This is a genomic window from Candidatus Peribacteria bacterium, assembly GCA_023038255.1.
Taxonomy (GTDB): Bacteria; Patescibacteriota; Gracilibacteria; order Peribacterales; family Peribacteraceae; genus CALREJ01.
The window spans coordinates 991,084-1,015,570 of the sequence record CP082927.1; the positions used below are offsets into that span (position 1 = coordinate 991,084).

Consider the following 24,487-nt stretch of genomic DNA (forward strand, 5'->3'; position numbering starts at 1 on the left):
TATAGACCTGAAAAGTATTACCCCCCAAACGTATTTTTATTTCTACGACGCTTGGTTTTTTGCGTCTTGGTACACGCATCAATAGCCGCCTGCAATTCTGCCCGTATACCTTCAAGCCCGGGTACATACTGCAGGTACAGCAATTTATCATGGCACCATTCTGGCGGCCAGCTTTGGATATTCTCACGTAACACCGATTGATCTGCAGACACATGAACCCTTTCCATAGGAACGTGTTCTTCGATCAATACTTCGGGAATAACGTACTGCATCTCTTCATTCACATACTGCTGCAACGGCACAATACTTTTCACATATGCAGTCTCTGCTTCCAATCGTGTCTGATGCGCAAAGCGAGACGGGACCGTAAAGTCAGGATTGTGTCCTGCACCTCTCAAATATCCTTCGCGGTGCCCCCACTCCACTACCGATGTCTGCGCAGGATCCACATCAATTTCGAGGAGCAATTTTCCGACATTTCGCATAAGACTTTCCCAGGGGCTGCTGCCTTCAGGAAAATCCGGACAGTGAGTCCATCCGTTTGGTTTTGGCTGCAGGAGCGCAAAAATAGCGGACCGCTCACTTGCTCCTTTGTATTGTTCACCCAAACGTATTCCCGGGATCAGGCCTGTCTTTTTTCCATCTTGCTCACATGCAATATCCCTCCAGTTCTCCAGCCTGCTGTAATGATAGACTTTCATTAAGTTTATTATAAAACAAACAATAAATAAGTCAAAAATGTGCACTGCTGTTATCACCTATAAACCGCATGTTCTGGGCAGCAATAAATAAAACGTACGCAGAGACCCACAAGTAACACGTAAGGAAAGCTTCTCTCAAACGTCATATCTATAAGACCTCATCCTTCCCCCCTTCCTCCTATGGGCGCTATCGCACCTTTCATCGTTCTTCTGATCGTCGCACTGATTTTCAATTACATTCCTATGGACGCAAAGCTGAAGCGTATCGGGTACATTGTGATCGGCGTTATTGCGCTGGTGATGCTCCTGAGATTCGCGGGAATTTTCTAAACAGATGAATAAACGGAAAGCCCGGTAATATCTCTGTTATTGGGCTTTTTAAAATGCATGAGTAAAGCGGTATCATTCTATCGTTTCCCTCTCTCCCCATGATCATCACCACCACCCCATCCATCGAAGGCAAACACATCGAATCGTACCTTGGCGTGATTACCGGCGAAGCGATTGTCGGTGTAAACGTCTTCCGCGATATCTTCGCCTCTATCCGCGACATCGTGGGCGGCCGCACACAGTCGTACGAAAGAGTCCTCGACGAAACCCGCGCGCTTGCACAGAAAGATCTGGTCGATGCCGCAGCCGAATTAGGCGCCGACGCGATTGTGGGCGTCGACATTGATTACGAAGTCCTCGGTCAGGCCAACGGCATGCTGATGGTGTCTATTTCAGGAACGGCGGTAAAGCTGAAATAACAGAACACTGCACTGGACGTTTGTGAATGATGCGAACAACTACCCCTCAACTCAGAGAGTACTGAATAGTTTATTCCGTTGTCTTCCCCTCGAATTCTTCCTCACTCGTTTCAGCATCCTTTTTGGTTTGATGGATCACTCCGTCCTTATGATGTGGCGGAGAATAGATAGTGTAGAGCTTCATCGCATCAGTAGCAGATGTATTGATGAGATTGTGGCGTGCACCGGCGGGAATAATAAAGCCTGAACCGTCCCGTATTTCATACTCATTGTCATCAATCACACACGTCCCCTGCCCTTTTTCGCAGCGGAAGAACTGATCGTTTTCCTCATGCACCTCCATACCGATTTCCTCCCCCGGCTGCAGACTCATCACAACCAATTGGCTGTGCTCTGCAGTGTAGAGAACATGTCGAAAATGATCGTTGCCGAGTGTTTTCGTCTCGATGTTTGCGTGGAATCCTTTCATAGGAAAATCTTACTCCTCATTCTTCCTGTGACCTAAGATTTTCGGCTCTTTTACAGGATAGGTGGCAGCCCCACGGAGAATCGAACTCCGATTACAGGAATGAAAATCCTGCGTCCTAACCGTTAGACGATGGGGCCGTGACTGGAAAAGAGCTGTCTCGCGTGGCGAGGAAGCCTGCGCAGTATACGAAACCGGGGTTGTCTTTGCCAGTGAATTAATATATAATATTAATGATTTCTGTCAAATACACATATGAACATCCTCTATCGCATTGTGACCGCATTGGTTCTGGATACCGGTATTGCCGTGACTATTGGAAACAGTATTGCCTATGCCAGAGCGGAGCTGACCGGTATGGGAACTGATCTCCTGCTCCACAATGCCGCTCTCCCGACGCCTCCGGAAGCGATTGTGCATGTGTATGAAAGAGCCTATGCAGCAGAGGACATGGCAATTGGCATGCTTCTGATTCTCCTCGGTTTTTGTTTGCACGCGCTGATGGTAGCCCGCGAAGAACGCAGAGTCCCGATTACCGTCGTATCCCGCAAGCGCTTCCAGACGCCTCGCTGGTTCTGGATTGAAATGCGTATCTGAGATGATAAAGCAAAAGGCGCCCCGCAAGCGGAACGCCTTTTAGAATGCAATGTAGTGCTTAGCAGCAGCCACCGCATCCGCCATCAGTCTTTGTCATGGGAGATGGGGGAAAAGAAATGAAAACATCCACAGTATACCTACTGGCGGAACTTTGTCTATCACTCTCGCTTGACGAGTGATAACGATGGACCAAGCAGGATTTCCTATCCTCGCGCATTTTCAAAAAGCATTCAAGAAAATGGTCTTCTTTCTTTGTTACTTCGCACCAAATTCATGCTTCTTTCCCAGGTCATCACGGTGGTATGTCCCAAATTCATTGAGCTTCAGAAGAACATCATTCTTCACAACCGGCCCCTCCGTACACATACGGATGCCCAGAGGATCAATCACGCAGTTTCCGCATAGTCCGAATCCGCACTTCATGTAGCGTTCCATAGAAAGCTGAGCCGGAACATTGTGTGCGGCAGCAATCTCGGAAATGCGCTTGAGCATCATCTCCGGTCCGCACCCAAAAATCTGATCAATAGGATCACATTCCCCCTTCTTCAGCTTCTTTCCCTTTTCGGGTACCGGACAGCTCGCGAGCAGTTTTTCCAGTACCTCGGTATTGAACCCCTTGTATCCGACGGAACCATCGTTGGTCGCAATGTGCAGGGAAACGTGTGGCAGTTTTTCAAACTCTTCCAGGTACAGAAGATGCTCTTTGCCGCGCGCACCAACAATCACTTCCAGGGTACAGCCGTGACCAACTGTACTGGCTGCAATGAAGTACATGGGAGCCGCACCATAACCTCCTGCAACGAGCACAATGTGCTGGCCGGGTTTCCACTCGTAGGACGTTCCAAACGGGCCGCGGAGCCCCACCAAATCCCCTACCTGACACTTTGCCAGCTCTTCCGACATGTCACCGACTGCGAAGAAGGTAATCTTTGTTTCCGCGCCATCGTCATACGCAACGCTCATCGGATTTTCATCCACTCCGGGAAGCCACACCATCACGAACTGTCCCGGTTTTGCACCGAGCGATCCATCGAACGTATAGGTCCGCACCATCTCCGTTTCCTGCTTGATGTGTTTGATGCGATACGTGCGCGGGAGCTGTGATTGAAGCTGGATAGCCATGAGATTACGGACGGGAAGTAAGTTGCTTGTGCATGCCACCAATCATATCGCTCACCTCCCACACTCCTTCGTTCGTGCACCAGAGCTGCATTTCGTCACAGATTTTCTGGAAGACATCGATTCCGCGTGCGGAGAGTGCGGTGCCAACGCCAATAAGCGAGGCGCCCGCCAGCATCAGTTCAAGAGCATCTTCGCCTGTGTATACGCCTCCCGTTCCGATGATCGGCAACTTTCCTTCCGTTGCAGCGTAGACATCAGCGGTGCAGCGAACAGCGATGGGCTTGATGGCACGACCCGACATTCCACCGGTCTTGTTTGCCAGGATCGGCATGCGGCTGCGGAGGTCGATCGCCATGCCCGGACCGACGGTGTTGATAAGCGTAAATCCGTCAGCACCGGCTTCGGCACAGGCACGCGCAATAGCTCCGATGTTTTCGACGTTTGGGGACAGCTTGATGAAGACCGGCGTTTTTCCGGATACTTTCTTCACCGCCTTTGTCACACTCGAGGCATCCGCCGCACTACATGCAAACGGGCGGCCGAATTCGTCTTCAATGTTCGGGCAGCTGATGTTCACTTCCAGGAAATCCACCCCGAGCGGCAGAATTGCCTCCGCAGTCAGTGCATAGTTTTCGATCGATTCCGCAATGATGTTGCCGATAAGCGGCACAGGCTTGTCTTTGTTATATGCACCAATCTCCTCTCTCGCCTTTTCGGGTCCGGCATCCGGCACACCAACTGCATTGAGCGTCCAGTAATCCGTCGAGATGATGGTCGGGTTTCTGTGACCTTTGTGTTCGTGGAGCCACAGAGATTTTGTGGTGATGCCTCCTGCTCCGTTCTCTGCGCAATACTTCCAGCTCGAGGACGTAATTCCCATAATCCCGGACGCGAGAACAGTCGGGTTTGAGAAGTCGACACCGAGGATGGTTTGGGAGAGGTTCATTGGAAAAACTATACCGGATACAGGGAAGAAGAGGCCAGATATAAAAATGGATCGGATACACACAGCGTGTATCCGATCCGAAGACGAAGGCCGATAAGCGTGAGACTCTCCTTCACTCAGTCAGGTGCCCGGATGGGTGGTACAGACCACCTTTTCCTGGAAAACCTGTCTCCCCGATTCCCAATAGAGATGGAACGGGGGTAGAGCGGAGGAGGCTCGATGAGTTTTGCAACCAGATTGGACCTTATGATCCAACAGAAAATGCAAACCATCTGCATCGGGACCTCCTTTCTACCTGCCTCAGCAGGGTTGGCGATATACTACGAGCAACTAAAAGAGAGTCAATGGCAAATTCACATTCTCATCTAAGCACGCTTATTTTGCCACCACCGCATGCATAAACCCTGCAAACAACGGATGCGGCCTGTGCGGGCGGCTCTTGAATTCCGGGTGGAACTGGCTTCCCATCATGAACGGATGATTCTTGATTTCGACAATTTCCATCAGCCCCGTATCGGGGTTGCTTCCGGAGAAAATCAGACCGTTCTTTTCCAGGTCTTTGTGGAATGACTGATTGAATTCGTAGCGGTGTCTGTGGCGCTCGGAGATCATGTCTGCACCATAGAGCGCATGCGCCTTTGTGCCCGGTACCAGCTTGCAATCATATGCACCAAGTCTGAGTGTGCCCCCCTTCTCCTTTCCTTTGTGCTGACCCGGCAGGAAGTGCACCACGTACTTGTCCGGCGTGAGCGTGTCTTCTTCATCAAATTCTTCACTGGTCAGTGTCTTGTCTCCCAGCACATCACGCGCAAATTCAATCGCGAGAATCTGGGATCCCAAGCAGAGTCCCAGATACGGCACTTTTTCGGTACGCGCATATTTTGCCGCTTTGATCTTTCCCTCGATGCCGCGCTTTCCAAACCCTCCCGGCACCACAATTCCATCTGCGGATTTGAGCAGATTCCACGTCTCTTCATCCTCCTTTTCCAGCTTCTCACTGTCCACCCACAGCAGTTCGACTTTCGCACCATCAAACACGGCAGCAGCCTTGATGGATTCGATCACGCTCAAATATGCATCTTCGAGGTTTGTATACTTTCCGACCAGCGCGATCTTCACATCTTTCGTTACTTGTTCATGGCGCTTCTTTCCCTCTTCCCATTCAGTCATATCCGGATGCAGTTCGCCAAGATCCAGCTTTTTGCCGATGATCTGCGCAATATTGTAATTGTTTAATCCCAATGGGACATCGTAAATGGAGTGCAACGTGGGAGCGGGAATCACTGCAGCACGATCCACACCACAGAAGGTACTGATTTTATCCAGAAGATCATCTGCAATCTTGTAGTCCGCTCTCGCAAGGATCATATCCGGCTGCAGGCCGATGCGACGGAGTTCGCGGACAGAGAGCTGCGTCGGCTTGGTCTTCAGTTCTTTGGATCCTTTGAGGTACGGCAGCAGTGTGAGATGCACATGGAAGAGTCTCTGTGGACCCAAATCATTGCGAAGCTGGCGGATGGCTTCCAGGAACGGCTCTCCTTCAATGTCTCCCACGGTTCCGCCAATCTCCACCATCATCACATCGGCATTCGTTTTGCTGGCTGCGTTCGTAATCACTCCTTTGATAGCATCGGTAATATGCGGTACCACCTGAATGGTTCCCCCGAGGAAATCCCCTTTGCGTTCGCGCGCGAGGACATCGGTGTAGATCTTTCCGGTTGTGACCGTGCTGAGCTTGCTCATCGGTTCATCAATAAAACGCTCGTAGTGGCCAAGGTCCAGGTCTGTCTCTGCTCCGTCGTCTGTCACAAATACTTCTCCATGCTGGAACGGACTCATGGTTCCCGGATCCACGTTCAGATAGGGATCGAGTTTCTGCACAAAGATTTTCAATCCGCACGTTTTCAAAATGGCTCCGATGGATGCGGCGGCGATGCCTTTTCCAAGTGAGCTGCAGACTCCTCCGGTGACGATAATAAAGCGTGTATGTGTGCTCGTTTCCGGCGATTCTTTCTTAGGTGGAATCATAGGAGAAACTGGGCGGATTACGGGGAGAAGCCCGCGACGTATTCTACGGAACGCGGTCAAAGAAGCAAGAAAAGAAAGCCTCAGAGGCCCAATCTCTGGATAACAGGTTTCAAATAAGGCGGAACCTGCAAACCTGTATAGTCTGCATCACGGAGGGTGCGGCTCATTGCCTTCCTCACAATTTCATCCGGAACACCGCATTTTGACCAGAAGGCTGCCGGATCATCCATAAACGGCCGGATAACCTTTTCATATGTCTGAAGGTAGGACTGCTCAAGAACAGTCATATTCGCCACGTACGGCGAGCGGGTCAGCTGCACGGGAATGCCTCCGGGAATATCTGTCGTTTCCGTGTACTGATGCTCTAATTGCATCACCGGTGACCACAAATGCGAACGGTCGGCCCCCAAACCGATTGGATCAATATACGACACAGGAGCCAACTGGCTTTTGGCAATTTTGGCATGCACGCGTTCAAGAGCACCCTCAAATTCTGATCCCTGCGCACCCGGGCCGATAATCGGAATGGCGCTGCAGCGGGACATCAGCCCCTGACGCGGACTAAATCCGTCTTCATCAAAGAATGTGCCTGCATCTAATTCATCTTCTGTGGTCTCCTGTCCGGCAATGTGATTCGCCACACCGATAGTCACAATCCCCCTGTCCCTGGCAATGAGGTTTGCATAATGCATTGCTCCGTTTTTTGCAGCACCGGTAATAATGGCCGCATGAGGGAAATCCCTTTTGATTGCATCAATAAACTGTGGATACTCCGCCAATTCCAGCAAACGATCAGCACCGGTCGCACTCGCACAATAGATGCAGAAACGCACATCAATATCCTGCATTTTTTCCAGAGAATGCACATCTACAAAGAAGTTCTTCCACATCTTTCTGATGATTTTCGGAGTGATCAGATACAAATTCAATCCCTTCTTTTCGAGCTCACGGTAATGCTGCAAAAGAGAGTCGCTGACGTACATATCGGACTCATTCTGCGCAATGTTTGACGTCACAATCGAACGAACACCGCAATCCATCAGCTCCCGTATTTTTTCTGAAGATGGCGTCTGCTTGGCAAACAGAATGGCACGCTGGCGGGGGTCACTCATGTTTCTCATGTAATTACACAGATCCTGGTATTGCCCCGGCGTCGGTTGTACCCCCTCACGCAAATACCGTTTTGTTGAGGCCACCATCGCCTGATCCTGCTGGACGGCGTGCCGCTCCTGACGGATCTCATGAATACCGTTCGCCCCAAGCAGGAAACCTGCCAGGTCAGCTCTTTCCTCAAGTGTCGTAAGAATGTCACGAAAGCGCTGGGCATGGGAAGGATCGGACTGCAGATACTGATCAATACTCAGCCCCTGATGTCTGACTTTATTGAAAGAATGACCCATGACACTGGCAGTGACTCCGTCTGCCTGAGGGGCAGGATATAGAGACAGTTTCACGCCATATTTGGTTGCATCAATAGGCTGATCGGAACGATTTTTCACTTCCAGATGGCGCGGCTGATTGATACCCGTTGTCTTGCCGTTGTCCCAGACACGGGAAGAACCATGGAGCAGCAATGAGCTTCTATTCTTCGTGTGCAATTCTATCATCTGGTTTTCCAGCACACCCCGGTGCTCAAGAAGGGAACAGCGTGTCGATCCGATACCATAGGAATGTGGCGCAATGACGAGGTTTTCCTGAATACGCGGCTGAATCGAATCGATTGTCCCCCGCCCCGAACCCGCAAGGGCATCAATCACATTGAATTCATTCATGAGATCGTAACGCAGAGGGTACCGCTCATGCGGATGCACCGGAAGCAGAACACCGCCATCACTCAGAACATGTGCGCCGTTGATCTCCAGAGATCCCAGTTCTTTGGCACGATGAATTTCTACAGCACTGAGTGCGTGACGATCCGGAGGGCGTATGAAAAGACGGCCACAGGCAATGCGCAAACGGCCTTTGTATCGTTCCAGAAGAGCCGGCAAAGGATTTTCCACGGCAAGGCCGTCTGCATTTTCCCAGGGATGAAAAGCGAACTTTGCCATCAGTGATGCATCCCCGTTGTTGCCAATATGGAAGGTATCAGACTGAATGCTGTGCACATCAAACCCCAAACGCGCTTTCACGCTGCGACTCGTCCACTCGGCAGACCGCCTGATCATATCGATGCTGGAATGCTCAATGGCAGTCTGAATTTCCCCGAGCTGTGATTGCTTGATAACAATAATACCGTTCGCAATAACTGCTCCGGAAGCAGAGTCGCTCTCTGCATGATCCAGATCGATTTCATCCACAACACCATCCTGGCTGACCAGCAGCTGATCGAACAGAGATGCAGAATCGTGCGTCATAATACAAAAGTATTTATATATTTATACTCACATTTATAAATAATGTAAATACTTTGAAAAAAGCCGTATTGAAGCCAAAAATTAAGCTCTATACGCCCCTCCGAGATCCGTAATGGCACTGAGGCTGTGCGGATGACTCTCCTGCAAACTCGCCTGCGTGATACGCACGAACTTTGCCTTCCTGTGGAACTCCCCGATGTTCTTGCTGCCCAGGTAATAGAACGATGAGCGCAGTGCACCCGCTGCCTGATAGAGGAAATCATCGGCATCGCCTTTGAACGCAACCAGACCTTCCACACCTTCTGCCACAAGCTTCTTGGCTTCCGTCTTCATATTCTGTCCGTAGCGTTCCGCACCACCCTTCTGCATGGCTCCAATAGAACCCATGCCGCGGTACTGCTTGTACCACACACCACCCTGCTTGATCTTCTGACCGGGCGACTGTTCGTAGCCCGCAAGCATGGAACCGAGCATGACCGCTGCAGCGCCTGTGGCGAGAGCCTTGGCCATGTCGCCCATCTGGCGGATACCGCCGTCTGCGACGAAGGTGACTTTGCTTCCTTTCACAGCGCGAGCCACTTCCATCAGAGCGGTAACCTGCGGGACGCCCATGCCGGTGACAACGCGGGTTGTGCAGATACTGCCGGGGCCAACGCCCACGCGGAGGATGTCAGCGCCTGCTTTCATCATTGCCTTGGCTCCGTCGTAGGTCGCAACGTTGCCCGCCATGACAACAACTTTATTCTTGTAGTTCTTCTTGATGAACGTGACACAGTCCATGATGTACTGACTGTGGCCATGTCCGGAATCAACAACAATAACATCAACGCCTGCACCGACCAATGCCTTCACACGTTCTTCCATATCCGCACCCGCACCGATTGCCGCACCGACCAGATAGCGACCCTGCTTGTCGACACTGGCGATCGTTTTGTCTTCAACCTTCGCCTTCTTCACTACCTCCACCATTTTCCGTTGTGCATCCACCTGAAGATTTCTGTGAATGATCCCAAGTCCCCCGCTCTGCGCCATGGCGATGGCCATATCCGTCTCGGTGACGGTATCCATCGGCGAAGAGATGATCGGCAGCTTGAGCGTAATCGAAGAGTGCAGTTTGGTAGTGAGTTCTGCCTGCTCGCGGGGGAACGTCGTGTAGTTCGGAAGAAGCAGGAGATCATCAAACGTGAGTCCTTCCATGACGATCTGTGAAGATGCGGAGGAGGATTTTTTGGCGGCCATAGGATTTAGAGGTAAAGATTACGACCGGGTTCCGTCGGAATGAACGTGCATTCAAACGCCCAGCGGGTGAGCTGATCGATCTGATCTTCATCGAAAATATCGTACTGGCGGAGCAGGTCGATTTCCTTCGTGAGGTTCGTGCGCAGCATCGACGGATTGTCGGTGTTGATGCAGAACTTCACCTCGTTCTTCCAGAGTGTCTGGAGTACTTCTTTCAGGTGCGCGCCGTCCTTGATGAATCCGACACTGAGGTTGGACGTGGGACACAAACACATGGTCAGGTTCTTGTCGCGGACTTTCTTCATGAGCGCAGGATCGGTGTAGGCGCGGAAACCATGATTGAGACGGTCGAGTGGGAGCACGTCGATGACGTGGTTCATCTCCTCAGCGGTTCCATCCTCACCTGTATGCACTGTGGTTTTCAGGCCATTGGCGCGGGCTTCGGCATAGAGATCGGCATATTCAGCATAGTTAAACACCTCGCCTTTCTTGAGCGGTCCTGCAATGTCGATACCCACCACACCGCGGCTTCTGTATTTGATGGCTTTGCGGACGATGATGGCGTTCACTTCTTTCGGCAGACGGCGGTCGAGCATGAGCATCAGACCGGCGCGGACCTGCGGGAATTCCGCAAGTGCACGCTCCATACCACGGAGGGCGGCGAGGATAATCTGATCCAAATCACGCTCTCCTTCCCGGTTTCTGTAGAGCGGGTTAAAGCCCGGTTCCAGCAATGTGATGTTATTTACACGGTACGCTCCGGAAATCACTTCGTAGAGCGTCCGCTCCATCGCAACCGGCGAGCTCTGAATAAGTTCGGTGAGGTGGAACAGGGAATGATAGTCCTCCCATGTCACCGTTTCCTTGTTGAGGGTGACCAAATCGTAAAACTCCCAGTAGTCCTTGGATGGCAGTTTAATACCCTGCTCATGCGCAATAGACCACAAGACGTGTGGCTCGACCGACTGTCCGAGGTGGAAATGTAACTCCGCTAGCTCCTTGGTGGGTCTGCTTTGCGTAACCATGAGCTATTATTAGCCCAAGGCAGTGGTGTTGGCAAATCAGAATTTCTCTTTTGCCGTTCCTTCCTGGAATCCGCTCGTCGTTTGGATACCCATAACAGCTTCATTCGGGAATTCCTGCAATGATAATGCATTGGCGTAACCGGAACTTGAAGCGGGGCCATCAAGCAAGTCATGATGCAAAAGCGCAACAGATTCGCGATTTGGCTTTAGGTAGACTCTACTCTCGCTAATTCCTTCCGAGCGCTGCCCTACAATTGCGCGGAATATTTCCTTGTCCGTTTTTCTTTGCTGACCAAATGTACGCAATACGGAAGCGCGTGTAGAAGCCATCCCGTAATTCACTTTGTAGAATCCATTCTTTTCATCGCCCAACAAATCGGACGGGCTTTCATAGGTTCCTGCAAAAAGGCTGCCCACCATGATGTAATCCGCACCTGCAGCAAGATCGATGGCCACGTCACGCGGGTGCGTTACACCGCCATCCGCCACCACAAATCCTCCGCGCTTATTTGCTTCCTCCGCACATTCCAAAACAGCAGACACCTGCGGACGTCCCACTCCTGTTTGCATACGTGTTGTACACATAGCACCGGGGCCAACTCCCACTTTTACAAATTTTGCACCGGCAGCGAGGATATCGCGCGTTGCTTTTCTGGTGACAACATTACCAGCCATCAGATTAATATCGACACCACGTTGCTCGGCAATGTTCCTCACCTTTTCAATATTGCGATACGGAACAATCCCCTGATCAAAATTCGCTGTGTCCAATAAAATATCGTACACACCAAGATCCAGAAGATACTTCACACGATCAATCGGATTTTTATTCAGAGCGCCAATGGTATAGAGAGCACGCAATCCTCCATTACGTGTATCGAGATTGGGGTTGTACCGCAGTCTCATTGCAGCATCCATCAGAGGCAATACACCTGTCACCTTTTTGTCACCGGTCACAATCGGCAAATATGACACATGCTTTTCGTCCATGTAATCAATAGCAGCACGGGGTCCAATGCCATCGGGCTGTGTTTCAAAATTTTCTCTGCGAATAAATGCACTAACCGAAATATCGTTATTCACACCATCCGGTATGTCTTTTTTGCCAAGCACTCCAATAAGAGTGCCATCTGCATCGACTGCGACAGCCATGTTATGAGAGCGCTTCGTGAGTAACTTATGGAATTCGTGGATTTTCGTATCTTCTGTAACTGTTATCGGCGTCTCGTACACATCATGACGTGTACGCATGTATTCCGTGATACTTTTAAGCTCTTCATCAGTTTTATCCTGAGGAACGGCAGCAATACCTCCCACACGCGCAATTGCTTCTGCCATACGCTTCCCTGTCACGTTATTCATGTTTGCCACAATGAGAGGTGTATTGGACAGTCCACCGCGCGGCTTCAAATCAACGTCATCACGAGAAAAAGATCCACCGATTTTGTGCAGCTCTGCAATCTCCAATAAGACGGAACGATATTCTTGGTATGCAGGAAAATCTATTTCTGTATCGGCATTTTCGACAAGTGGCTGTCTTTCATCGGTAATCTGAAGATATTTGCGACATGCCGCCTGGATACGCATCCGCTCTTCATCGGTTGCAACCTTCAATACCTTTTTCTGAATATCGTTATTCGGAAGAAGAAAAATATCATTAAACGTTGCGTCCGGATGTTCGTCTTTATTGAAGAGAAGTTGAGCCATAGTGAAGCATTTTCTGCTGTTTGACATATATTGTCAAATATAGTGTTTTAAACAAAAAAACAACCCCCTTCCGGAGGCTGTCTTTGTTTCAATGAAAATGTCACCCTGAGCGGAGCCGAAGGGTTAGTTCCACCATCCACTCACGCCATACAAACTGGCTGTGAGCACAGAAACGATGGACATCAGCTTCACGAGAATGTTGAGCGCTGGTCCGGATGTATCCTTGAACGGATCACCGACAGTGTCACCCACGACAGCTGCCTTGTGCGGATCGGAACCCTTGCCGCCGAGGTTGCCGGATTCGATGTACTTCTTCGCGTTGTCCCATGCTCCACCAGAGTTCGCCATGGACATACCGAGCATCATGGAGCTCACAAGTGCACCGGCGAGCAGTCCTCCCAGTGCCTCGCGGCCGAGGAGCAGACCAATGAACACCGGAGAGACGATAGCGAGCACACCCGGCAGGATCATCTGGCGGATAGCGGACGCGGTGGCGATGCTTACACAGCGGGCGGTGTCGCCTTCTGCGGTTCCTTCCATCAGTCCTTTGATCTCGCGGAACTGACGGCGGACTTCTTCAATCATCGCAATAGCGGCGCGGCTGACAGCGCGCATGGTCATGGAGCTGAAGAGGAACGGTAGCATTCCTCCGATAAGGAGACCGATCAGGGTGAATGCGTTGCTGACGTCGATGGATTCGAGTCCGGACTCTTCCTTGAATGCGCCGAAGAGTGCGAGACACATGAAGCCGGCGACGGCGATGGCAAAGCCCTTTCCGATAGCAGCGGTTGTGTTTCCTGCAGCATCGAGAGCATCTGTGCGCTCGCGGACTTCGTGCGGGAGCTTGGACATTTCTGCAATGCCGCCCGCGTTATCTGCCACCGGACCGAAGGCGTCGATCGCGAGGGTCATACCGAGAGTGGAAAGCATTCCGACTGCACCAGCACCGATGCCGTAGAGGCCAGCCTGCACATAGGCGATACCCATGGCGAGGACGATGACGATGAGTGGAAGTGCGGTGGAGAGGTAACCAAGAGCAAGTCCTTCAATGAGCACGGTTCCTGCTCCTGTCTTCGAAGAATGTGCAAGGGCGCGGACCGGGCCGTAGCTGTGGGAGGTGTAATATTCCGTGATACCGCCAACGAGCACACCGGCAACAAGTCCGGCTGTGACTGCGAAGAAGACGCTGTTTGCGACACCGACCGGAAGCCACATTTTTGTGAAGAACCAGGTACCGGCAAGCATCAGCACAGACGCGATGATCATACCGTTTTTAAGAGCGGCCTGAACGCCGTCAGCCTTCTTTGTGCGGACGAAATAGGTAGCGATGATGGTGGCAATCACACCGATTGCAGAGACGAAGAGCGGATACAGAAGCGCGCGCTCAATGTATTCAATACCCCAGGTGACATGCAGACCCACAAGCATGGTCGCAAGAATGGCACCGATGTAACTTTCGAAAAGGTCTGCACCCATTCCGGCCACATCTCCCACGTTGTCACCGACGTTATCGGCAATCACGGCAGGGTTGCGTGGATCGTCCTCCGGAATACCTGCCTCCACTTTTCCAACGAGGTCCGCTCCGACGTCTGCGGCTTTTGTGTAGATACCGCCACCCACGCGGGCGAAGAGAGCCACACAGGACGCACCGAAGCTAAATCCTGTGAGAGACTGCAATGCAGCCGTCATGCTGACGTGCTGGAGCAGGTAGTAGAGCACACCTGTAAAGCCGAGGAGTCCGAGACCGACGACAGCAAGACCCATCGTGGCGCCACTCATGAATGCAATGCGGAGAGCTCTGGTCATGCTTGTGCGCGCAGCCTGAGCCGTGCGGACGTTCGCCATGGTGGCGGTACGCATACCAATGAGTCCGGCGAGTCCGGAACACACACCTCCCATAATAAAGCTGAGAGCAGTATAAGGAGCGCCCCAGTTATGCTCCCCTGCCGCTGCAACGCGTACATCAAGGAACAGGTACAGAAGCACACCGACGGCAATCATAAACGGGACAATGACAGAGTATTCCTTTGTGAGGAAAGCCATGGCACCGACACGGATTTTGCCCGCGATCTTCTGCATAACATCTGTTCCGTCGCTCTCGCGACCGATGATGAAGCGGAAGATAGCTGCAAACACGAGGGCGATAACTCCCGAGAGGGCAACAATACCGAGTGAGTTGGATAAGGATACAGACAGAAGGTACGTCATGGAAAAAATGGGAAACGGCTCAAAAAACTATTCGCCATACATCATGAAGGCGCACGCACCCCGAGACAAGGGGAACGTGCGCCAACTGTATAAAAATGCTTATTTGCTTGTTTTTGCCTTTTTTGTGGCCTTCTTTGCAGCTGTTTTCTTCGGTTTTGCAGCTTTTGCAGCCTTCGGCGCAGCCTTTTTCTTGGTGCCGGACACCATGGACTTGAGATCGCCCTGCAGCTTCTTGGCGTTCTTGGTCACGTAGGTCTGTGCCTTCTTCATGTTCTTCTGGACAACATCACTTTCGACAAACGACTTCACTTCCTTACCGATCTGCTTTCCGTCGGTGGAAAGATGCTTGGCCAGAATGCGTCCAGCCTCTTCGGCATCTTTTGCAGTGGCGAGTTCATCGCGGAGTTTGGTGTTACTAAAAACATATCCGGCCATGGCACCACCAAGAGTGCCGAGGAGGAGAGAAAGTTTTTTCATAGAATCGAAGGGGAAAGAATGTCTGAGATACTACAACGATCAAAAGATGAACGCGAGAAAAAAACAGAGCAAACGGAAAGACAGACACAGAAAAAAGGAAGTGTAGAATGCACATAACTTTCCACACACTCTCCCATGTCTGCACACTCTTCTGTCGTATCGCACAAAGGGTACTATCTTTTTTTGATGGCAGTCCTTCTGCTCACCGTCAGTCAGACAGCATCTGCGACACTCTGCAGCAAAAAGGTAAGTGTGATGAGCGAGTATCTGTCGGCAGACATTGTGTTCATCGGACATGTCACGCGCACGAAACAGCTGAAGGAGCCTGCATCGAGTAGTATGTACACTCTGAAAACAGACGCGCTCTTGAAAGGGTGGGCCATGGGAGAGGTGCAGATTGAGAACAATGGATTCGGTCTTTTTTTAGAGGCGGGACACACCTATATCCTCGCAGTACATGAAAGCAGCAGGAATGTCGGAATGTACCGTGTGGATGATTGTATCAATAACAAGCCGATCGACAGCAGGATCGCTGCACTTCTGCGTTTTCTGCCTGTTTTCGGGCTCATTCTTATCACCCTCTGCGGCTATGGACTGCTGAAAGTCCGGTCATCGGGCATGAAAAAGTGGAACAGGATTCTGGCGCAGACAGGACTCGGTATTGTCATGCTCCTGGTTGCCTACTCGTCGGTCCTCCCGCTCATCGGTCTGCTGTTTTTATAGTACCTGCCGCAGCCCCGCGATCTGCTCTTCACTAATCACCTCCAGCAGCGTCTCATCTGTCTGCTTCCGGATGGTATCGACGTCGCCGAATGTCAGGAGCAGTTTGCGCTTCCCCTCTTCGCCCAGTCCCGGCACACGATCGAGCTGTGATTCGAATGCATGTTTCGAGACACGCTTTTTGCGGTGGCGGTTTGCAAAGCGGTGTGCCTCGTCACGCAGGCGCATCAGCATGAATTTGGCCTGGCTGTCTTTCGGGAAAATAATCGGATCGGATTTTCCGGGCACAAAGACTTCCTCTTCGCGCTTCGCGAGACCGATCACAGGAATCTGGATATCAAACTGCTTGAGCACGTCGTGCACCGTACTGAGCTGCCCCTTGCCGCCGTCGATCACAAGCAGATCCGGAGGTGTGCCAAGCGAGCTGTCTGTTTTTTGCGATGCCGAGTCATAGACCATCACCATTTTCTCGCCACACTCTTCCAGGCCTTTCGGATTTTTGAGCACATGCCGGAACCCGAGCGACGCATATTCCTGCTCCAGTGATGGATCGATACACACATACACTTTCCCTTTTTTCACCGTCCGCAGAATAGCTCTGATAAGAAACTGTCCGAGCTTCGTGTGCTGGAACTGCTCATCAATCCAGAGCGAAGAAAGCTCGACCGTTTTACTCTCATGCTGATGCAGTCTCACAAATCCCATCAACTCACTTTCATGTCGCGCAACAAAAAACTCGTCATAGGGAAAAACCTTCTTCTCATCATCAGCCTCCGCCTCAGTCCCCAATAACCCATTACCAATAACCAATAACCTATCTTCGATAAGCGGCCCCTCAATCTTCTTCGCCTTGCCCACTGTGATGCCGTTCTTCTCCCACTCCCCCTCCTCCATCTTCCACCCTCCCGCAATGTGCCGCAGACGACGCGTGAGCACTTCTTTGAGCGAACGGTAATCGTCGATGACACCGCTTGCGAGTGTATGAATCGTGAAGGACCGGTATTGATCGTTTTTGGGTTTTCCATGACAGAACACCACCATGCTGCCAACCGTCTCGGTGCCACCTGAATGAGAGATGTCATACCCTTCAATACGCACCGGATCTTTCTCAAGTCCGAGATACGACACAAGCTCACTGATAGCAGTATCAAGGTTCCGCTGTTCCGCTTCCCAACTGGCTTCCGCCTGCTTCGCTTTTTCGTGGGCGTTGGTTTCGGCCAGCTGCAGAAGCTGTGATTTTGTGCCGCGTTCAGGGATGCGGATTTTCACTTTCTTCCCGCGCTTCTGGGTGAGGAATTGTTCGAGTGCATCAACCCCTTCGAATGTTTCGCCAATCAGCACACTCTCGGGAAGATCCACCACATCCTGGTAATACTGCGGCAGGAATTGTTCGAGGACATCGCCGACAGATTCCGCTTTTCCCATCAAGGAGAGGTGATGTTCCCCGATCAGTTTTCCCATACGTTTCTGCATGACTTCCACGTGTGCCTTCCCAGAGAGAAGCGCCACACCGACCACGTCGACATCGTCACCGGAGGTGTCTGAAACCAGCTGGCGTTCCTTCATATGTTCCACCATCTGCAACGTATCACGCACTTCAGCAGCGCGCTCGAATTTCTTTTGGGATGCGTACACAACCATCAGCTCACGGCCACGCATGAGGATCGGGTCGTAGTCACCTTTGAAAAAGCGGATAACTTCATCAATACGGCGCTTGTATTCCTCTTTGGAAACAATGCCGGCACAGAGCCCGTTGCACTGCCCGATCTGTGAATCCAGACACGGCTTCAGTTTGCCTGTATTGAACACCGCCTCCCGGTCACCCGACGCACGATTCAGTGCATCCAGTGCAGATTTGCATGCACGCCACTGGAAAAAATTATGAAGCATGTTCAGTGTATGACGCACTTCAAACGGACTGAGGAAGGGCCCAAAATATTTGGCACCGTCTTTCAGCAATTGCCGCGTCACTTCAACCGAGGGATACGGATCATCAAGTGACACGCGGACGTAGACGTAATTCTTATCATCCTTCATGAGGACGTTGTATTTGGGGCGATGTTCTTTAATCAGATTTGTCTCGAGGATCAGTGCCTCCAGCTCCGAGTTTGTGACCGTCACATCAAAATCCACGAGCTGCTGGTACATCGATTGCTTCCACGGACCCTGATCTTTCGCTGCGTTCGTCATCACATAACTCTTGAGCCGGTTGCGCAGGTTTTTGGCTTTCCCCACATACATAATCGTCCCGTCTTTATCCAGCCAGCGGTACACACCGGGCTTGGTGGACGCTCGAGCGACGCGCTTGCGGAGATTTGCCAGTGTCTGATCCAGAGCCGAAGCCATAGAACTATTTTAGCTGAATTATGATTTATGAATCAGGAATTATGGATAAAGAAACTCCCCTTCTTAATTCATACCTCATCACTCATAATTCCAATAACTCCTTAACTGTCACCCTATTACAAACCCTCCTCTCATAACGGCGATTGTCCTCAACTACAAAACCCCGAAAAACACGGTGGCCTGCGTGCGCGCCCTGAAGAACCAGACAATCGCGGACAAGGTGGAGATTCTGGTCATTGATAACCATTCTGATGATGACTCCATTGGCATCATCCGCAATCGCCTCAGTGATATGCCGGGCGTGCGCATTCTCGAATCCGCAGAAAATATCGGCTACGGCAACGGCAATGCGATTGGCCTGAAGCAGGCAACGAGTCCGTACGTCCTTATTATCAACCCCGATAACGAACTCCAGCCCGATGCCCTGGAGATCATGTTCAAAGAGATGGAAGCACACCCGGATATCGGCATTGTGGCGCCAAAACTGGTCCACGAGGACGGCACTATCCGCGATTCCGCCCGCGCGTTCCCCACACTTTCGGATACCGTCATCAAACGGACATTCCTCGCCAGACACTTTCATAATCGCATGGATCGCTATCTGCAGCGGAAAAATGACCCAAATACCGCCCGCGATGTCGACTGGGTGGTGGGCGCCTGCATGCTCATCAGACACGATCTTTTGGCGCAAATCGGTGGATTTGACCCGCGTTTCTTCCTCTTTTTTGAGGATATGGACCTCTGCCGCCGGTGCTGGAATGCGGGCTTCCGCGTGCATTATCTGCCCAAGGCTATTGCCGGAGACAGGAAGCGCAGACTCAGTGAAGGGAATGCTTTGTCTGTTTTACTTAAAAAAACAGGCCGTATTCATGCCATAAGTGCCATACAGTATTTCTGGAAATGGCGGTAAATCCCTCCCATTTCCTCAATCTGCACCTCAAACAAAGCTTGCATTCAAACACTCCCTGACCTATCCTAGCGCCCCGTTAAGGGAATTACCCACTTTTTCTATGTCCAACTCCGTCGCCCTCAAAGCATCCGCCCGCGTCCACGGCGCCAACGTGAAAGATCTCCGCAAGGCAGGTCAGATTCCCGTTGTGGTCTACGGAAACAAAGTGGAGAACACCCTGCTCCAGGTTGAAGAAATGCTTTTGAAGAAAGCGCACATGAAGGCAGGTGAAAGCACACTCGTGGAGCTTGATGTAGAAGGAAAGAAGATCCCTGTACTCTTCCATTCCGTTGATCTTGATCCGGTCTCCGACCGTATGATCCACGTCGACTTCTACGCGGTCGACATGAAGAAGGAAGTGGAAGCTGAAGTGCAGATCCGTTTCGAAAACGAATCCCCTGCTGTAAAGGACGGCGCTATCCTCGTGACCGCTTCCCACACAGTGATGGTGCAGGCTCTTCCTGCCAAACTCCCGCACGATCTCGCAATCGATTTGAGCAAGCTCGCAGACATGGGTGGAACACTCACCGCTGCCGATCTTATCATCCCGGATGGTGTGACCCTCATTTCCGATCCAGAAACAGTGATCGTCATCGCTCAGGAACCGCGCGCTGAAGTAGTGGAAGAAGTGGCTCCAGCCGCTGATGCCGCTGCCGCAGGTGCAACACCGGCTGCTGAAGGTGCTGCTGCTCCTGCTGAAGGCGAAAAGAAGGAATAACCTGACCGGTTATGAGTGACCGGTTATGGGTTATGGGATCTTTAAATGTCGGTTTTTCAAAAAAAGAAATCCCATAACCCATTACCCATAACTTAGGCTTTCTTCGTCCTCTTCTTTTTCCCAATCTCCTGTACATCCTCCCGCAGGAATTCCGGAAGGATGAGAGGCTCTTTCATGCCGGGAATATCTTTAAGGAGATCCAGATCTTCGAGAGCGATTTTGCCGACGTACAGTCGGCGCAGATCCCCTCCTGCTGCAATGAAATGTTCAATGGCACGCAGACCGCGGAAATAGACAATGCCACGTGTGAAACCGCCGGGTTCGGCTGTATGCACAATACCGCGCTTCATGTCGATCGCCTTGGTCAGCGCCTTGTCTGCGTCGTACCCGAGTTCTTCCTGCAGGTACCGGCGGGTATCGGCGAAGGAATGTTCAAGAGCGAATGCCGTCCCCAGAATATTGCGGGCCGGGCCGTAGCGCTTTTCGTGATGCGGAGAGAGGAAACGGTTCTGGTTATAGACCGCGAGACCTTCCTGCGTATCCATGTACTGCGCAAAACCGCGACGGAAGAGTTCAAAAGGCTGATGGCTGCCGTTTTCAGACGTAAGTGCATGTGTCTCAATTTCATGGGCGATGAGCCCCTGAATGTCTTCTTTCGGGAACATGGCATCGCGGCGCAGGTACACAGACTGACTGCCGACCGTTATGCGCGCAACGACACTGTCACGGATGTCCACGCGCCAGTCATGCAATCCGTACTTGCTGAGCACCTCTTCGAGCATGGGTACCACCTGTTCGGCCGTGAGCATGTTTTCCGGACGGGGCAAATCACACGCCTGCTGGCTTCTGAGGACCGATGTCGCCGCAGACAGCAGAACCGACGTCGGCTGGCCGTACATTGCGCTGCAGGCATCTGTGAAGGCTCTGGCATTCCCTCTTGATCGCAGGACAGTAATGCGCTGCAGAAGTTCGCGGCGCTTTTTGCGGAGCAGTAATCCCAGTGCGGAATCATCCGGAGAGAGTGCAATCAGACGGCCTTCAATATCATTCATATCCACCTGAACAGGTGCGTACTGGAAGATCGGGTTATAGCGTCTATCTTCGACTGCACGTGCACGCTCCTCAAACAAGTTCTCGGGTTTCACATATTTGAGCAGCAATAGATCGTGATCCACGCTTGCCAGAAACCGGTCGATGGCACGCAGATCTTCCTTCACGCCGCCGGAGGCAACGGGAGACTGGGTCTTCACGGGATCAATCAGGAAACCGGACAAATCACGTCGTCCGACAATGGCACGAACGTCTGACGGCACATCTCCAATGCGTGCAATAGTCTGGATTTTGCGGCCGCCCAATGCGAATTTCACACGGTAGCCCTCTTCTTCTGTTTCCAGCTTGATGGCACCATCAATGCTCTGGAGTTCGGTTAAGAGGCTGGATGAAAATACAGTGCGTTCATGCTCTGCAGAGAGCAATGCCGGCACATCGACGGTCGCGCCGATACCGGCAATCGAAATCATTTCATGGGTGCCAAGCACGGGCCTGTCGTCCTCGGATAATTCCTGATGTGACGCACGCTTCTTCTGTCCAAAAAGATCCTGCGCAAGACGCACGCCTTTTTCAGGAGTATTCACATCAATACCGGCAACACGCTCCAGGCGCGCGCGCAGTGGCGCAAGATTCGCAATCTGCACCATGAGACCGGCACGGGCATTCACTTCGAGCAAAGCAGGTCCCATATCGGCATCAATAGTGAGGTCAACCGCCAGATAGCCGATGTTCGTGTTGTACTGGATGCGTGACGCAATGAGGAGAATCTCCTCCCATCCCGGAATCGCAATCCCCGACGGACTGCCTCCGTGCGGCAACCGGTGAATGATCTTGTTGTACTGCGTTGCGTAGGTGGTGGTGCCTTTGGACAGATCGATGCCAATACCGATTCCACCCTGATGCACGTTTGCCTTACCACCGCTCTCCACTGTCGGGATGCGAAGCATCGCCATCACCGGGACAAGGTTGAAGACCACAATGCGGATATCCGGAAGTCCTGCCGGGTGGAACGGCGCAAAGCAGCGGTCTGTCACAAGGATTTTTTCGAAAAAAGCTGTGTCCTCACGTCCATTGATAGAAAACTTTCCGTCCAGAATATCTTCAATATGCTCCCGTAGTTTCTCATCGCTGATGGGCTGTTTCCCCTGCTCCAGAAACTGACCGTTTTTACGGCCTTTCAGGATAATAATTCCTTCTCCACCAAACCCGTTATTCGGCTTCAGTACACACTCATCGGGCAGACTTTTAAAATCAAATGCACGGAGCTGATCACGGCTTTCAATGCGTGCATAAATCTTCGCAACCGGCACACCGCGCGCTGCAAGGAACGCTTTTGTTTTGAGCTTGTCATCCGCAAGCGCCACCGCTTTTCGCGGATTATATGGCTTGATGTAGAGCAGGTTGCGGGCGTTCAAACCAAGGATGCCTTTGTTGGAAACGAAGGGGAACATTACGAGTTACGAGTTACGAGTTATGGGGAGAGATCACGGACAGATGGAGAACCGGTTTACAAGCATCCCATAACTCATAACCGGTAACCCATAACCAATTCATTCTTCCTGAAGGTGCTTAAAGACTTCTCTGAAACGGATATATTCAAGCAGGCGCAATCCTGTCCATCGTCCCAGAATCACATCGAAGACAACGGTCAGGAGCACGATTTCCGGATACGCCAGGATGAGCGACTGGAAGACATCCCACTGTACAATGAAGACACAAATAAGAGACGCGGCAATGGTTTCAAGCACACCGATAATCGCAGACTTCCATCCCTCTTCTGTCTTGAGCGCGAGGAAACTTTCGGTGAGTGTACTCATGATGAGCAGAATGAAAATCGTCTCACGCGAGAACGTGATGCCGTATGCAGCACTGACACCCATCAGGATCAGGAGAGTGAAACTGACCACTGTCAGAATGACTGCCACTTTCGGAATGTAGAGAAGTCTCCAGCGCTTCATGGCAGCACGTGTTGCATAGCCGGTAAAGAGAATGAAGAGCAGGAAAAACACACCGAGTTGCCAACCAAGTGCAAGGAAACTGAGGGCGATGATTGATGGCGTGTACAAGCCAAAAGTAGTGATTCCAACCACCTGCTTCAGGAACGCAAGAATGAGCGCAATAAAGGGCAGAACAAGGAGCAGGATAACGGTCTGGCTGGGGACACCTTTAATGAGCATGGTATTCACAAGTGACGACAGGATATTCCACGGACGCAGTCCCGCACTTGATGCATTGATGATGACATTTTCCATGTCACGCGTCTGGAGTTCCTGCAAAAACTGATCGACAGACGGTGCCTGCAGGAGCGGATCAATCGCCTCCTTTCTGGTGAGCACAATCTGCTGCGGATGGAGCACGGAATATTGTCCGCGCGCCGTACGTGCGAGTGTCTGCAGACTGCCATCCGTCAGGAGGACAATCGTCTGATTATTCATACCCGCGAGCAGCTCTGCATTGCCTGCAACCGCACGCTGCAATGACTGCAGTCCGGAGATGCCACCGGTCCACAGCACAATCGCATTCGCACCCGCAAGTGAATCCGCCTGTTCGGTCAGAAGAAGGCTCAGCGCCTCTTCATCCCCCAGAGGAGATGTAGACGAATTTGGCCGAAGGATGCGCAAAAACACTCCTGCTTCGGATGCGATTTTCTGATGAATAACGAGCTTTTCCGGCGGAACCGATGCCGCGGCCACAAGAACGATTTTGCGGTTATAGACGTTCACGACGTGGGTGATCTCCGATGTCTCCACCTGACCCGCTGTCGTGCGGACCGTTACCACCAAACGGAAGAGCAGACTGCCGGCGGACTCCGGCGTGTACACCGCCTCCACTGTCTCGCTGATGGGTTGCGACCTCCCTGCCACGAACCACCGGTACGTCACCGTACTTCCGGAACTTCTGTTTACCGTTGCATCCAGCACAATCGTGCGGCCGATCGCTACATCATCCGGACCGGTAATGACGCCGATCAGCGCTGCAGAAGACGATGATGATTCTGCTTCCTGTGCTATGGCAACAGATGTGGTGGCAAGAAAAAACACACAGAAACCGGCGGCACCGATGCGGGACAGAAGGTTCATCATAC

Annotated in this window: 20 protein-coding genes and 1 tRNA gene; 6 read left to right on the plus strand and 15 right to left on the minus strand. The window is 51.7% G+C overall.

From position 1 onward, the window contains the following. Positions 1-17: 17 nt before the first annotated feature. Positions 18-746 carry a hypothetical protein gene (locus K8942_04885; GenBank protein UPA22356.1) on the minus strand — a complete coding sequence of 243 codons (729 nt, stop codon included), beginning with the start codon at positions 744-746 and terminating at the stop codon, positions 18-20. A 135-nt stretch (positions 747-881) separates the two neighbouring features. Here K8942_04885 and K8942_04890 point away from each other — a divergent pair, with 135 nt between their 5' ends. Both K8942_04890 and K8942_04895 read left to right on the plus strand, forming a co-directional pair. After that, positions 882-1,031, plus strand: a complete 150-nt coding sequence (locus K8942_04890; protein ID UPA22357.1) for a hypothetical protein — start codon at positions 882-884, stop codon at positions 1,029-1,031. 98 nt (positions 1,032-1,129) lie between these two features. Continuing rightward, entirely contained in the window at positions 1,130-1,450 is a 321-nt protein-coding gene (locus K8942_04895) for a heavy metal-binding domain-containing protein (protein ID UPA22358.1), read from the plus strand. A 70-nt stretch (positions 1,451-1,520) separates the two neighbouring features. On the opposite strand, the gene K8942_04900 is transcribed toward K8942_04895, so the two are convergent. Further along, positions 1,521-1,919, minus strand: a complete 399-nt coding sequence (locus K8942_04900; protein UPA22359.1) for a cupin domain-containing protein — start codon at positions 1,917-1,919, stop codon at positions 1,521-1,523. A gap of 62 nt (positions 1,920-1,981) precedes the next feature. After that, a tRNA-Glu gene (locus tag K8942_04905) sits at positions 1,982-2,056 on the minus strand. 115 nt (positions 2,057-2,171) lie between these two features. Here K8942_04905 and K8942_04910 point away from each other — a divergent pair. Continuing rightward, positions 2,172-2,513: a hypothetical protein gene (locus tag K8942_04910; GenBank protein UPA22360.1), complete on the plus strand. Its 342-nt coding sequence runs from the start codon at positions 2,172-2,174 to the stop codon at positions 2,511-2,513. A gap of 255 nt (positions 2,514-2,768) precedes the next feature. Here the strand turns inward: K8942_04910 and K8942_04915 are convergent, their stop codons facing one another. The 9 genes from K8942_04915 to K8942_04955 all read right to left on the minus strand — a co-directional run bounded on the left by K8942_04915 (position 2,769) and on the right by K8942_04955 (position 15,619). Further along, positions 2,769-3,635, minus strand: coding sequence for a dihydroorotate dehydrogenase electron transfer subunit (locus tag K8942_04915; protein ID UPA22361.1), 867 nt, complete (start codon positions 3,633-3,635; stop codon positions 2,769-2,771). 4 nt (positions 3,636-3,639) lie between these two features. Then, positions 3,640-4,581, minus strand: a complete 942-nt coding sequence (locus K8942_04920) for a dihydroorotate dehydrogenase (GenBank protein ID UPA22362.1) — start codon at positions 4,579-4,581, stop codon at positions 3,640-3,642. Between the two features lie 375 nt (positions 4,582-4,956). After that, positions 4,957-6,609, minus strand: a complete 1,653-nt coding sequence (locus K8942_04925; GenBank protein UPA22363.1) for a CTP synthase — start codon at positions 6,607-6,609, stop codon at positions 4,957-4,959. Between the two features lie 80 nt (positions 6,610-6,689). After that, a complete protein-coding gene (locus K8942_04930; protein ID UPA22364.1) occupies positions 6,690-8,963 on the minus strand; it encodes a hypothetical protein in 2,274 nt (757 codons plus the stop codon). An 81-nt stretch (positions 8,964-9,044) separates the two neighbouring features. Then, positions 9,045-10,202 (minus strand): IMP dehydrogenase, encoded by a 1,158-nt coding sequence (locus K8942_04935; protein ID UPA22365.1) that lies wholly within the window; start codon positions 10,200-10,202, stop codon positions 9,045-9,047. 5 nt (positions 10,203-10,207) lie between these two features. Next, on the minus strand, positions 10,208-11,227 hold the full coding sequence (locus K8942_04940) for an adenosine deaminase (GenBank protein ID UPA22366.1): 1,020 nt from the start codon (positions 11,225-11,227) through the stop codon (positions 10,208-10,210). Between the two features lie 36 nt (positions 11,228-11,263). Further along, on the minus strand, positions 11,264-12,934 hold the full coding sequence (locus tag K8942_04945; GenBank protein ID UPA22367.1) for an IMP dehydrogenase: 1,671 nt from the start codon (positions 12,932-12,934) through the stop codon (positions 11,264-11,266). A 123-nt stretch (positions 12,935-13,057) separates the two neighbouring features. Then, positions 13,058-15,142, minus strand: a complete 2,085-nt coding sequence (locus K8942_04950; GenBank protein UPA22368.1) for a sodium-translocating pyrophosphatase — start codon at positions 15,140-15,142, stop codon at positions 13,058-13,060. A gap of 99 nt (positions 15,143-15,241) precedes the next feature. Next, a complete protein-coding gene (locus K8942_04955) occupies positions 15,242-15,619 on the minus strand; it encodes a hypothetical protein (GenBank protein UPA22369.1) in 378 nt (125 codons plus the stop codon). Positions 15,620-15,754: 135 nt separating this feature from the next. Between K8942_04955 and K8942_04960 the strand changes: the two genes are divergently transcribed. After that, positions 15,755-16,342, plus strand: a complete 588-nt coding sequence (locus K8942_04960; GenBank protein ID UPA22370.1) for a hypothetical protein — start codon at positions 15,755-15,757, stop codon at positions 16,340-16,342. On the opposite strand, the gene uvrC is transcribed toward K8942_04960, so the two are convergent. After that, entirely contained in the window at positions 16,337-18,685 is a 2,349-nt protein-coding gene (gene uvrC / locus K8942_04965; GenBank protein ID UPA22371.1) for an excinuclease ABC subunit UvrC, read from the minus strand. The genes K8942_04960 and uvrC overlap by 6 nt on opposite strands. Before the next feature lie 115 nt (positions 18,686-18,800). Between uvrC and K8942_04970 the strand changes: the two genes are divergently transcribed. Both K8942_04970 and K8942_04975 read left to right on the plus strand, forming a co-directional pair. Continuing rightward, positions 18,801-19,595 carry a glycosyltransferase family 2 protein gene (locus K8942_04970; protein UPA23150.1) on the plus strand — a complete coding sequence of 265 codons (795 nt, stop codon included), beginning with the start codon at positions 18,801-18,803 and terminating at the stop codon, positions 19,593-19,595. 100 nt (positions 19,596-19,695) lie between these two features. Beyond that, positions 19,696-20,352, plus strand: a complete 657-nt coding sequence (locus K8942_04975) for a 50S ribosomal protein L25 (GenBank protein UPA22372.1) — start codon at positions 19,696-19,698, stop codon at positions 20,350-20,352. Between the two features lie 92 nt (positions 20,353-20,444). Here K8942_04975 and K8942_04980 read toward each other — a convergent pair whose 3' ends face one another. Next, positions 20,445-22,853: a DUF1704 domain-containing protein gene (locus K8942_04980; GenBank protein ID UPA22373.1), complete on the minus strand. Its 2,409-nt coding sequence runs from the start codon at positions 22,851-22,853 to the stop codon at positions 20,445-20,447. Positions 22,854-22,952: 99 nt separating this feature from the next. Next, positions 22,953-24,485, minus strand: a complete 1,533-nt coding sequence (locus tag K8942_04985) for a hypothetical protein (protein ID UPA22374.1) — start codon at positions 24,483-24,485, stop codon at positions 22,953-22,955. Positions 24,486-24,487: the final 2 nt, after the last annotated feature.